Origin of the sequence: Mucilaginibacter gynuensis (assembly GCF_039541195.1) — a bacterium.
Classification (GTDB): domain Bacteria; phylum Bacteroidota; class Bacteroidia; order Sphingobacteriales; family Sphingobacteriaceae; genus Mucilaginibacter; species Mucilaginibacter gynuensis.
This window is the reverse complement of record NZ_BAABFT010000005.1, coordinates 257,608-271,127: the sequence shown is the minus strand read 5'-3', so window position 1 is coordinate 271,127 and position 13,520 is coordinate 257,608. Positions and strand designations below refer to the sequence as shown.

The window sequence follows — 13,520 nt, the reverse complement described above, 5'->3', positions numbered from 1 at the left end:
CTTAAGAAGTAAGTAAATAATGATCAAGATGAAATTAAAGGCTCTTATTACGGCCACCTCAGCAGCAGTTTTACTCGTTACCACGTTTGGTTCCGTCGGTGCTCAACCTAAACCAGCGGACAATCCCCGGATAGTTAACATTGTTAATTTTATCCGTGATATAGAACCCCGCGACGGTAACATTACTAAAGATGTGCTTTACCAAACGGTAGTCAGCCAGATCAAACTGATGAAGCAATATCATCTTGGCGGTACCTTTCTTTTACAATACGACGCGCTGATTGATAAACGCTACCAGGAATTACTGAAAACGCTCCCGAAGGATGAATTTGAAATAGGGGGCTGGTGGGAGCTTCCGCAGCCGCTTATTGAAAAAGCAGGTATAAAATGGCGGGGCAAATATGCGTGGGACTGGCACTCTGATGTTGGTTTCTCGGTGGGTTATACCCCTGCCGAAAGGGAAAAAATTATTGATGTATATTTTACTGATTTTAAAAAGATCTTCGGGTATTATCCCAAATCAATTGCTTCGTGGGTGATTGATGCGCACTCCCTCAGTTATATGTACGATAAGTATAAGATTGTAGCTTCGGCCAATTGTAAAGATCAGGTAGGTACCGATGGTTTTACCCTGTGGGGTGGTTATTGGAACCAGGCATATTACCCCAGCCGTGTAAATGCCTACATGCCTGCGCAACACGCCGAAAAACAAATACCGGTTCCAGTGTTCAGGATGCTGGGCAGCGACCCTATCAGGCAGTATGCCGATGGCCGGTCGGTGACCACATTAGAGCCTGTTTACACACATGCAGGCGGAAACGAACAGTGGATTAACTGGTTCTTTCAATCGTTCGCAAACGATTCATCGCTTGGGTTTAACTACACACAGGCGGGGCAGGAAAATTCATTTACCTGGGATGCCATGAAGAAAGGGCTGGAATGGCAAATGCCGATCATTGCCCGCCTGAAAAAGGAAGGCAAGGTGCGTGTAGAAACCATGGCACAATCGGGCGAATGGTTTAAGAAAACCTACAAAGTTACCCCGGCAACCACGTTTACGGTTAGTAAAGATCTTGGCGAAAGCGATAAGAAAACCGTTTGGTACAACAGCCGTTTTTACCGGCTCAACCTGCTTTGGGATAACGGGAACCTGCGCATAACCGATATTCATTTGTTTAATGAAACCATACCCGATAAATACCTGAAAGATGTAACCACCGTTAATCAAAGTTTCTTTTATACCCTACCGGTGGTGGATGGTTTTCAATGGGGTAAAGCCAATAAGCCTGAAGGTTTTCGTTTAATGATGAAAAATGGGGAAGCGGAAGTTCCGGTTCAAGGCGGCAATCCTACCTTTAAGAACGTTGATAAAAACACAGCACGCGCTACCTGGCCGGTAGGTTCGGGTTCTTTCGAAATTACAATGAATGAAAAGTCCCTGACCATATCAACGGTCAACCACCCGGCAGGCGACTGGTTTCTGGACCTTTTTGTAGCTGAAAATTCTAAAACCGCGTTCAAGACAGTAGCAGAAAATAGTGCCGAATATGAGTTTGATGGCCATACCTACCGGCTTGCGACAACAGAGGGGACTATCGAAAAAACTACGAACGGCAGTTTGTACCGTATCAGGCCAAAAGGGCAACGTATCGTGTTAACGCTGGCAGATCAGTAAGGAGGTGCATTTATTTACGATGTATTGATCTGTTTTATTTTTCAAAAGGTTGCCTTCTGCTTAAACTATGAAAAAGTATTTGTTTGTATTGTTTTTTGTATTCTGCTTATGTTCGTTTAAGGAAAAGGAATTAAGCTGGATAGCGATAGGTGATTCCATCACCTATCTGAATGATCATCCCGACGAAACAGGGCATAGGGTGAATAAAGGCTACCTTACACGGCTAGCCGAGCTGTTACCTAATATAAGATATATCAACCAGGGCCACAATGGTTGGACCTCGGGAGCTATCGCCGAAAACATAGAACGCCTTGGCCTTGTTAAAGCCGACATTTATTCCGTTTTTTTAGGTACTAATGATTGGTGGCAAGGCAGACCGGTTGGAACATTAGACGATTACCGGAATAACAGCGGCAATACAACAGCTTACGGTTCCTTCCGTATCATTACTAACAAGATACGGCAGTTAAATCCTGAAGCTAAGATTGTACTGATAACCCCTATGCAGCGGAATGACTTTGTTTATATAGCCGATGCAAACAATAACGCATTTGGTTCTTATCAAAACAAGAACGGGCAATCGCTGGAAGCATTCGCGGATGCAGTTATCGCAATTGGCCAGTTGGAGAAGATCCCCATTGTTGATCTGTATCATCATCCCCAGCTTAGTATAGAGAACCTGGTTAATTATAAACGGCTTAAAAATCCCAAAAGCGGCAAATACGTTAACTATACTTATCCAAAATCAATAGGTATACCCTTTAATGCCAAAAACGATGAATATCCATACCCCGAGGCAGCAATAAATTTAACTTATGATGGTTTGCACCCATCGGATAAAGGGAACGCTATTATTGCAAATACGCTTGCAGGCAGCTTCAAACAGTTGGGTCTTGCGCCACGATGGAATAAGTATATCGATCCGGAAAAATATAGCGAACCGTTCTGGAAAGCAGATACCATTACAGATGAACGCGTACAAATCATCAAAAATCGTGATCAGGCAAGCGCGGCGCTGCTTTTTAATGCCCGCAAAATCTTGTCCGTAAAATCTTCAGACCACAGCAAGGTTTTTGTGAAGGGCAAAGACTGGCGATACGCCAATGGGAAGATTTTCATAAGCGCAGCATCAGCCATTCCTTTCCTAAAAAAAGAAGACCTTATTTTTACAGAAAATAAACCCGGCTTATCAATGACAGGTAAAACACCCGGAACATTTGTATTGTTCAATGAGAACGCCTACTTCAGCGCACGTCAGCTCTCTGTTACCTACATTCCTGAAAAAAACAGAAAATGGACCGGGCCGGTTCCTGTATTTCAGGGAGATAACCTGCCTGTTACTACCGGGAAGTTATCGGCAAAAAAAACTGTTAATATTGTTTTTTATGGCAATAGCATAGAAACCGGTTACAATGCCAGTGGCTTTGAAAATGTACCGCCGTATATGCCTACTTGGCCGGAGCTTGTTGTTTATCATCTCAGGAAAGTTTATGGTGCACAGGTGAATTATACCAATACCTCTGTGCCCGGTAAGCTCGCACAATGGGGCTTAGATTCTGTTGCCACCCGTGTTATCGCTTATCGCCCCGATCTGGTGGTGATAGGTTTTGGTATGAATGATGGCAGCGCAAATGTTTCGCCCGAACAGTTTAGGGCGCAGATCAAAGGTATCATCGATTCGGTATCAGCGGTTAATCCGGAGACAGAGTTTATCCTGATATCGCCCATGCTGCCCAATCCTAATGCGGTACAATCGGGTTTGCAGTATACTTACAAAGCAGAGTTAAGCAAGCTTGTGAGGAGAGGTGTAGTTTTAGCAGATATGACAGGTGTGCATGCCGAGTTATTAAAACACAAAAGCTATCAGGACATGACAGGCAATAATGTTAACCACCCTAACGATTACCTTGCACGGTGGTATGCACAGATAATTAACGGCCTTTTAATTAAATAAATGTATTAATTAAGGTTAGCGGATTGCCGAATTATAAAAGATTATAACGGTTAAAAAATAAACGCCTCACTATTAAATAGTTGAGGCGTTTGTTTTGTGTTGATTTTTTGGAGAAGTGTTGCGATAAATTAAGTTGCATAAGCGAGCCTGATGTTTTCGCGCAGCAGGTTTGAAGATGGCTTGCATGAATTATCGTCCGCTGGGATTTCTTTTTTTAGTTCCCTGAGTTTCTTTGCCAGGTAATTGATCTTTACATGGCTGTATAAAATCTCATAATCCACTATGATGACAGATAGTTTAGAGAGCAGGTCTTCATATTCAGTATACATTTCTTCCAGCTCTGCGCGATATTCCGCTGTTTGCTGTGCGTGTTCACATTCGCTTTGTTTTTCGTTCAACAGGTTTTCCATTCCAAGCAAGGCATCAATCAGATGCTTATGCCTGGCTTTACTAATTCCGTGCATTGTATTAATAATTATCGCGGAAATAACTGCACCAGTTCATGATAGTCCAGAAAGAAATTTTTTCCGACACCGGGTATCTTACTTAAGGATAGGCTTTGTACTTTACCGGGAGAAACACCATCGTAAGGCAATTCTAAATTAATCGTGCTGTAGTCCCGGTTGTTAACATAGTATGCTTTAGTTTTTGCATCTCTTACCACTACAATAGGATATAATTCGGTTCCGGTTTGCTGTGGTGTGGCCACAGGTACCTGAACTTTAAAATAAGGTGTCCAGTTGCCGGGCTCAATATTTTGGGCAATTGGTATGGTGGTGGTATTTACCACAATGATGGGGTCGGGCTTGGTAGAATCAAAATAGTATTCAAGTACCTCAATGTTGATGTCAACAGCGGCAGAACCTCCATGTGGGTCCAGGTAAAAATTCACCGTATAATCATTTCCCGACGGATCGGGATAAGCGTAGCCTTTACTAAACTTCAACCCATCGAAATAAAAGTTGGGAACAATATTTTGCTTATCGTTGATATTGAATGTTTGGGTGTAAACCGTTTCGCCGGTGCTTTTTTTTCTCAACTCCATCTTAATTTCATCCGTAACAAAAGCCAACTGATCTTGTCGCATCGAGGTTTTTATCACCTTTCCGTAGTAGTCGCGCATTTTTACTCCGTCAAAATATTGTTCAATAGTATCTCCTAACACAAAACCGGTTATTTTATACTCTTTATTAATTGCCTTTATCTTCGGTAATACCGAAACTCCATCCCTTTTACAGGCGCTGAACAGCAATATAGGCAGCATTACTGCCAGGAATATTATCTTAATTTTTTTGCTCATGATTAATCAATTAAAAATTGTAAGAAACGGTAAAACTGAATGTACGGCCTACATGGCGGGTAAATGTTTCCCGGTCGCCAACCCGCCTTTTCGTTTCCGGGTCAACATAACCTTCTTCAAATTTCTCCGAGAAACCGAACTTATAAGCATACTTGTCGTTCCATTCCAGGTTTACCTTGCCTTCGGTATCGGGTTTTAGTTCATACGTTGTAGGGTCATTGATAAAATATCGGAAAGGCGCATCCAGCAGGTTGCTTATATTCAATTTGGTTTCTATTTTCCCCTTCAAAAATTTATAGCTGATTTGCCCGTCCATTTGCGAACGCGGCCTTTCATATTCAACATAAGCAGGCTCTATACCGGTAATAAATGTTTTGTAACCGGCATGGTTATAGGTAAGGTTTAAGCCCAGTTTTTTGCCGGAATAGCGTATACCTGCATTATATAATAACGGAACCTGCCCATACAACGCCCGCGGATATTTCAAATATTTATAATACATGGTATCAACTCCGGCAGCAGTTGTTTCATACTGCACCTCCCGCGCCCTTACCTGCGATTTTTGAAGCGTAAGGTTACCGCTGATATACACATCCTTAAGAAATGGGAGGCCTTCATACACAAAGCCCAAACTTTTACGAAGTTCAAACTCCCAGCCCCTTACTTTTGCCCAGTCGGAATTGGAGATGGTGATATAACCTCTTCCATTATTTTCATTATCTAACCTGTAGTATTCTGCCGGTTTATCAAAGTACTTGTAGAAGTAAGCTACCGATAGCAGTTCTCCTGCACCGGGAAACAGCTCTATTTTGGCATCGTAATTATCAATGAGGGTACTGCTAACCCCGTTGCTTCTCACCACCGATCCGTAGTTGGGGTTGTAACGCGAAAATCTCGAATTTTCCATCAATCCCGGGCGAACGGCTGCCTTGGCATAAGAGGCACGCAGGTTGAGATCCTTTAAAGGCGAGTAAGTAATATTTGCCGATGGCAAGAAATACCAATCCTTATTTTCAGCAAAAAAGATCTTACTGTTCTTGTCTCTCAACAAACTGGCGGAGTTGATGAGCGTATCCAGCTTAAAGTATTCGGCTCTTACACCCCATACCATTCTGAGGCCGGGCAGCAATTTGTGATCTAACATTACAAATGTGCCTGTATTTACACTTTTAGCCTCAAATTTATTTGAAGTATAATCTTGCTTAAAGTAAAACAGACTGTTGCCGGTATTTTCCATGCTCATGTAATTACCCCATTCCTGAATAGGGAGCAATTCGATAGGTACGGTAGAGTTTGTGCCCATTGCTATAGGAAGTACCTGCCAATCGTAAAAGGCATGCTTTTTTAAATAATTGGCACCGGTTTTAACGGTATGGCTGGTTTTACCCAGCTTAAAATCATAAGCGGCGCTAAACACGGCATCAATGTTCTTTTCTTTATAAATATATTCGTCGCGGTGCAGCGGGCCTGCACCCGGATCGCTTATGGTACCCGGTTGATAGAGGTACAATACTGTGTTCCCAACTTCCCTCGCGTTCATAGAAGCCGTAATGGCATCCCGCTCTATCGCTTTCAATGAGGTTCTGGCCAAGCCCCATTCAATTTTTATTGAATTAAACTGATGGGTGCCGCTTACTTTGTTCTGAAGCAGATCTGTAAACTTAGGCCTGTCATCTTCCAGTATGCCCCCATATTTGAAATCCATGTTGTCTTTCGCGTTTTCAAAAGTCCAGCCGGTATAGCGGTTAAACCTGTTATCAAATATCCTTGTGTATAAATTATAGGTATTGATCTGGTGATTCTGTGTTTTGAAACCGCCGTTTAGCAGCAAACCCAAAGTGGTATTAAACCCATATATATTCCCGGTATTTACATCTGTAGGATCATCTCCGCGTGCAGGCTCATGCGACCAGTCGCCGCGGCGCATATTGGAAACATAATCGTTGCTTTGCGTATTCCGGTAACTTAATGAGCTTACAAAACCCAGCCTGCGCTCTTTAGTACTGCTCAGCGCGTAAGTACGCCCCAGGCTTAACTGGTAATTTTGCGAAGGCAGCGCGTCAAAACGTCGGGCGCCTAAGCGTTCTGTTCCGCCAATACGTTTGTTTTGTTCGCCAACCTGGGCAGCCTTAACTGCATTTTGCTCATCACTCTTTGTTGGGTCAAACTTGCCCACTAAATTCAGCAAACCATCAGGAAAATGATTTCGTGTACCATCGTCAAACCCGAGGTAGTCATACTTACCACGGCCATAACTTAAAAAGTCTTTCCCGGTGGTGCGGCTGTTGAAAGACGTACCCGCGCTTATAGACAGAAAATTACTTTCGGGTACAGATTTGGTGGTGATTTGAACCAAGCCTCCGGCAAAACCATAAGGCATATCCGCCGTGATGGATTTGGCCACTACGATATCTTCAACCAGGTTGGTAGGAATAAGGTTGAACTCAAAATCGCGCTCCTGCACATCTGTGCTTGGCAGTGTACTACCGTTTAGCAACGATACATTATAACGTTCGGCAATACCCCGTATAACTACCCTTCTGTTTTCAGTGGTAGATACACCGGTGATGCGTTTCAGGGTTTCACCCACGTGCTTATCCGGTGTGGCACTGATCTGATCGCCGGAGATACCGTCGGAAAGATTGGAGGTGTTTTTTTGCCGGGCATATAAACCTGCAACCGAGGCCTTTTTATAGCCGCTTGTAATTACCACCTCTTTCAACCCTTTAGTATCTATTTTCAGGGCCACATCAAGCGGAGTATTTTTATCGTCGGTTACTACAACACCGGTAACCCGTTGGGTTTGGTACGATACGAAGCTAAACTCCAGCGTGTAGGTTCCCGGCGGCAGGTTCAGGATGTAGGTTCCGTCAACAGCAGCCACAGCTCCGCCACCTGTTTCTATTACACGCACAGATGCTCCGGGCAGTGCCTGGCCTTTTTCATCTACTATCTTACCCGAAATACGTCCGGGTTTCGGCGGAACGGGTTTTACTTCGATCACTATAAATTCGTTAACAAGTTTATAGCCTAAGCGGGTGCCCGATAATATTTTTTTCAGCGCGTCGCTTACCGAGATTTGCGAAGTATTGAGGGTTATTCTCTTATTTTCTTGTTCCAATAACTGGTTAAACAGCGTGAACTTGATGGCGCTGTTCTTTTGCAGCTGAAGCAGGCTTTCCTTTACCGTAGCACGATTAAGGTTGAGCGATACTTTTACCTCATTGATATTTTGGCTCTTAACAGCCGATGCCAAAAGCAAACCGGCAAAAGTAAGCTGGATAAGAAGTGCGATAAATGAACATTTCATCAGGAAATACCAGTTACAGCCCGGTTTGCGTTCCTGCTGGTTTTTTTGTAGTAGTGATGATACATACTGATCATGACAAGGGTTTAATATAATTCTGTCAGCAAAATAAGGTTCTGCTGATTTTTGCATAAATTTGAACATTGACGTTTTTTGTCTGTAAAGGCATAATTATGTTAATACCGCCGGGTAAAACCCGCGGGTGGATCGCTTTTAAGCCTGCGTCGTCGAAAACTATTGGCTTAAAGGAAAGATCTGATCAGATCTGCTCCCGGCTTCCGGGAGTAGATTTCTTTATTTTAGGGTAAAATTATTTATGCATATTTTTCTCCTGTAGTGTTTACTTGGGGGATATGATGATTTGATGTTTATTAACACGGTACTTTAAACCCGTGGCTCCCATAATGGCATCAAGCGCCAGCGTTACCGGGGCCTTACCATTAACATTTATATTTAAGCTGTAGGCTTTCAGCTTATCGCCTTTGATAATAATTTTTGTATTGTACCACCTTTCCAGCTCACGGGCTATTTCGTCAAGGCGGGCATCGTTGAAGGCTAAACTTCCGTCTGCCCAGCCTGTTATATCTGCTATAGCTATGGTGGAGATCACCGCTTTATTTGCCGCGTTTAGGCTTACTTCTTTTCCGGGGGTAAGTATAGCGAGTGATCTTAACGCATCGGTATGGTCTTTATAGCCAACACTTACCTTACCGGTAGCAACGGCCACCTTGAGGCGCTGATTTTTAAAGGCTTCTATTTTAAATGAGGTGCCCAACACCTGGGTTTGCACCCTGCCGGTATGTACTATAAAGGGATGTTTAACATCGTGCTTCACCTCAAAAAAAGCTTCCCCTTCTAAAAATATTTCACGGGTATTGCCATTCAATAATTCGGGATAACGCAATCGGCTGTCGGCACCGAGGTAAACAACCGAACTATCCTGTAAGGTGATCCTCGTACGTTGCCCGCGGGGGTTATATTTTTCTAATAAAGCGAGCTGCCCCGAAGTTCCTTTGGGTAGCCATTCAAGCAGTAGCCATGCCCCCAGGCCGGTTACCAGTAATAATATGGCGGCATATTTTAACCACGCGTAGCTGCGCAAAACTGGAATGGGTTGTTGTTCTGTCGTCCGGTTGTTCAGTTGTTCATACCACCTGTCTGCATCTTCAGTTGGGGCGGTCTTATCAATTTCGAAACTGTTCCAGTCTTCTAAAAGCATCTCTTCCAATGCTTGCTTTCCTTCGGGAAGCTGAATGTAGTTCAACACAAAGGCCAGTTCTTCAGGCGAACATTGCTGATCGATGTATTTTTTTAATAAGATCTTTATTTCTGTTTCCTGCATGCCTGTTCTCTTACTATCTAATACGTAAGCAGCAGCGCATGGTACTAATCAGAAAATAAATATTTTTTGAGTGGCGGGGTGTATTAAAAAAGGGTAACGGCGAGCAGCAGCGTGAAAGCCACATCTGTATGGTCTTTCATGGTTTCCCTTAGTACGCCAAGCGTGGCATTAATGTGCTGTTTAACTGTACTTACCGATATATCCATTTCGGCAGCAATTTCTTTATGGCTCTTTCCCTCCTGCCTGCTGAGCTCGAACGTGAGTTTACGTTTAGGGCTGAGGCCACTGAGTGTTTCGAGGTATATATTGTTGAGGTCTTGCTGATGAAGGTGAATTTCGTGGCTCGGAACGCTTAAATGTTCCAGACTCACGCCTTCAATGGCTAAAGTTTGAACAGCGTTCTTTCTTAAATGATCTATTATTCCGTTCATCACCGAGCGGAACAGGTAAGCATTCAGGGTATTTTCAGCATCCAGGTTGTCTTTATGCTGCCATAAGCGCAACAGCACATCCATAACCAGTTCTTCTGCCAGCTCCCTGTTATTTACACGCTTTAAGGTATACTGAAAAAGCTTTTGAAAATACTGTTTAAACAATACATCGAAAGCACGTTTGCTGCCCTTTTGCCATTGCGCTAAAAGTTCCTGATCATTGTATTGTTGCAATGGCATACTGTGTATATGTAAACATACCAAAGGTAGCATGCCGGGGATATGGCTATATTAAAGCTGTGTTAACTTATTGCACACTTTGGTGTTTTGAGTTTAACCAGTATTATCTGATCGATAAAATATCAGAGACGACTATTCAAATTCAAAATTTGAAACTGATTTTTTCTGCTTATAAATAAGCCCCCGGCTACTTGTGTAACCGGGGGCTATCGTAAACCTGTTAACTTATTTCAGGACGATTCCTTTTAATTGGCTCCATCTGTTTTAGCACGCGCTACCGCGTAATCACCAACCTTTTCGCCGGTAGTTAATCCTACCTGGCAATCGGAGCGGTAATGTATGCCGCCATACATGCGCGACATGGATGCCTCGTTGGCCATCGCCTTAAAGTCGTTAGCCTTATCGGGTACCAGGTAGCTTAATATGGTTGCAGCGGCCCCGCTAAAGGTAGAGTGTCCTGATATATATGCCGGGAAGTTTGGTACGCCTGTATATGTTTTTATGCTCGGCTCCAACTGGCATGGCCTCGCGTTAAAATAAAAGTACTTGGTGTTCCAGCACACAATGGCCGCATCCATTAGCGAAGCATTCAACAGCGCATAATTTCGCGCCCAGCGTACCTCACTGTATTGTTTAGTTACAAATTCTTCAGTGGCTATGGCATTCCAGTGGCCGGGTGGGGTATAAGTACCGGCGCCATCAGCCCAAAAATTAACGATACGCATCCGTTCGCGGCTCGGGCTTTTGGTGAGGTCCATCAGTTCGTCGAGTTCTTTTTTCATTTCCGGCGATTCGGCTGTTGGCGGTGCCTCCGGTCTTAATGTAGCAGTTACTTCCGGTGCAAAAAGCAATGGTTTTACGTTGCCATACACAGGTAGCATTGGCGGCCGTTTAGGCAGTTCAAGCGAGATCCAGGGCGTTAAGCCTTGCGCTTTATGGTCATCTTCCAGTTTTTTCCATATTTCAGGGGTTCCAACGGCGGCACCCATTCCGTCTGTTCTGGCGCGGCTTACTATTTTGCGGGCAACCCATCTGCCAAGCGAATCGCCGGCTATAATGTCGCTCATTACGTTAGCACCTGTCCAAAGCCTGTATTTTTTCTCTTCATTGGCCTTTTGGGCAATATAGCTTGCATCGGCAGGGAAAAGCAGTTTCATTATTTCAAATGATGCACCGGCCACTACCGCGTCTTCTGATGGATAAGAAGGGAGGTCGCTTTTAGGTACCGATACATTAACCGATCCGTCAACCTTGTATGGCGCCGGTCTTTTGAATTTGTCTTTAAAATACCAGGCCGATATTAGTGCATCGTACTGCGCGGCACTTACATAAGCGTAAGCCCTTGCCGCATAAGGAGGATTAGAGAACGGGAATGACGGGTATGCAAACGGGTTGGCCGCGCTCGGGATAGGGTAGGTGCCATCCGGATTTTGGTAAGGTGGCAAATTGTGTTTGGCTACCAGCTCACGCATTATTTCGTTCCAGCGCAGCACGCTGCCAACCTTCCAGTAGTTTATTATTCTTGTTTGCTCGGCAGTAAGGTTTTTAGTAGCCTCTTTGAGGTCGCTGATCTCTTTCTTATAACTGGCTGACGAGGTACTTGCAGGCTCGGGCAAAGCGAAATCACTTGCCGACGTAATAATGAGGGGCTGCCAGTTTTTTGCAGATGCATCCAACTGCGCGGGTGCAAGAGCCGGGTATGCACTATCTGCTTCAACAATATCTTTATTACATGCCGAAAATACGGTTAATGCTAAGATGGAAAGGCTTAAATATGTATATCTTCTTTTCATAATTATTGACGTACAATTGGATGTTTTGCAATTCTGATATTATATAATAGACCGGCCATAAAACCCTTTGCCTGGCCTACATTACGACCGGCAAGCGTACGCCAGGCCATAGCGTGTATACCCAGCTCGGGCAGCTGCTTCAGGTAATACTTGCCTTCAAAACCAATGTTGGTGGTGTTCATTTTGTTGCTCACAAAAGGCATATCGTTTTTGCGGATATCGAAACCACCGAAGGTTCTTGTCTGATCAAAAAAGGCCTCGGCTATGATCATGCTTGTGCGGTAACCGGTACGCAGCTGGTAACTCCCGGCGTTAGGCATTTCTACCTCGTGCGAGTTAATTTGCCTGGTAGTGTAATATGATGGACGATCGATATCCACATTATTACGATACATATAAGTACCCGAAGCCGAAAGGAATAACTTACTGATCTGGTAATCGGCAATGATTCGGCCTGTAGCTACATTTGATCCCATTCCTATCGACATAGGCATCAGGTCGATATTATAATTATGCGATGGTACTACATAACCGCCAATGGCGAACAAGGAAAACTTTTGGCTGCCGGATATTTTGCGGAGCGGACGGTATTTGATATAAAAGGAGAGATCCTGGAAACCGCTTAAACCGGCCAATGTACCACCAGACGCTTTGGTTGAAACATAAGGCAGTGATACCATTACATTTAGATTGTTTCTAATGCCGTAATTAAGCATGGTAGTTACCGACCGTGTTGTGAGTGTGCCTATATTGAGGTTTTCGCGCTTAAAGGTGCCTTCCCAATATTTGTCCCAACTGCTGTAACCGTATGCTGCTGCTACGCATAGGTTGTTTTTACCCATCATTACCGCATCCAGCTCATTCTGCGCAAAAGAATGAAGCCAGCATGCCGATATAAGTAAACTGGTAATGATGTACTTGCTCCAGATGTTCATAGTTTAATTTAGGTTTTTAAAATATAGTTAATTAAGTATTCGGTATTCCGGCGGTTCTCCCTGATGTTTCAGGTGTGTCTTAAATCTTTTTAAAAGTGATATTAAAGTAATCACTTCTTTTTAAAAATACTAAAAAAGTTTTAAATTTTGTAAAAATAGCGTTACAGTAGCCTTTAGAGCAATTTTATAATAGTGCAGGTTTTGTACTTAAATAATTGCGCGAACTTTATTTGTAATAGTATATTAATTAAGGTTCAATACAATCAGGCAAGCCTTACCTGAATAAAAAGTATAAAGGTGTTTGCTGTAAATATGTGAAATGTATTCCCCCTATAATATTATAAGCCTTTATGAAGAACCCATTAGTAAAGAACAAGATACCTGTGTTTATAATTATTATCTAAATAAATACTTTGTATTATAAAAAAAGCATGAAAGCATTTTTATACAAGTAATTGATAAAATAGTATCAATATAGAATAGGTAGCACTATGATATACTAAATATGGATCTCCGCGGAAGCGGAATGATATCGCGCGCTTA

The 13,520-nt window shown here is 43.2% G+C and carries 9 protein-coding genes; 2 read left to right on the top strand and 7 right to left on the bottom strand.

The features are described 5' to 3' along the window. Positions 1–28: 28 nt before the first annotated feature. Positions 29–1,675 (top strand): hypothetical protein, encoded by a 1,647-nt coding sequence (locus ABD894_RS12075; protein ID WP_345211291.1) that lies wholly within the window; start codon positions 29–31, stop codon positions 1,673–1,675. Between the two features lie 67 nt (positions 1,676–1,742). Continuing rightward, on the top strand, positions 1,743–3,629 hold the full coding sequence (locus ABD894_RS12070; protein WP_345211290.1) for an SGNH/GDSL hydrolase family protein: 1,887 nt from the start codon (positions 1,743–1,745) through the stop codon (positions 3,627–3,629). 128 nt (positions 3,630–3,757) lie between these two features. On the opposite strand, the gene ABD894_RS12065 is transcribed toward ABD894_RS12070, so the two are convergent. The 7 genes from ABD894_RS12065 to ABD894_RS12035 form a co-directional block, all read right to left on the bottom strand. After that, positions 3,758–4,093, bottom strand: coding sequence for a hypothetical protein (locus ABD894_RS12065; protein WP_345211289.1), 336 nt, complete (start codon positions 4,091–4,093; stop codon positions 3,758–3,760). Positions 4,094–4,104: 11 nt separating this feature from the next. Next, a complete protein-coding gene (locus tag ABD894_RS12060) occupies positions 4,105–4,929 on the bottom strand; it encodes a hypothetical protein (protein ID WP_345211288.1) in 825 nt (274 codons plus the stop codon). A 10-nt stretch (positions 4,930–4,939) separates the two neighbouring features. Continuing rightward, the gene (locus ABD894_RS12055) at positions 4,940–8,368 is read right to left on the bottom strand and encodes a TonB-dependent receptor (protein ID WP_345211287.1); all 3,429 of its coding nucleotides are present in this window, start codon (positions 8,366–8,368) and stop codon (positions 4,940–4,942) included. A 208-nt stretch (positions 8,369–8,576) separates the two neighbouring features. Further along, positions 8,577–9,578 (bottom strand): FecR family protein, encoded by a 1,002-nt coding sequence (locus ABD894_RS12050; protein ID WP_345211286.1) that lies wholly within the window; start codon positions 9,576–9,578, stop codon positions 8,577–8,579. An 83-nt stretch (positions 9,579–9,661) separates the two neighbouring features. Next, complete coding sequence (locus ABD894_RS12045; RefSeq protein ID WP_345211285.1) at positions 9,662–10,249, bottom strand: RNA polymerase sigma factor; 588 nt, start codon at positions 10,247–10,249, stop codon at positions 9,662–9,664. Positions 10,250–10,494: 245 nt separating this feature from the next. Then, positions 10,495–12,042 (bottom strand): vanadium-dependent haloperoxidase, encoded by a 1,548-nt coding sequence (locus ABD894_RS12040; protein ID WP_345211284.1) that lies wholly within the window; start codon positions 12,040–12,042, stop codon positions 10,495–10,497. 2 nt (positions 12,043–12,044) lie between these two features. Further along, positions 12,045–12,977 carry a transporter gene (locus ABD894_RS12035; protein WP_345211283.1) on the bottom strand — a complete coding sequence of 311 codons (933 nt, stop codon included), beginning with the start codon at positions 12,975–12,977 and terminating at the stop codon, positions 12,045–12,047. Positions 12,978–13,520 lie beyond the last annotated feature (543 nt).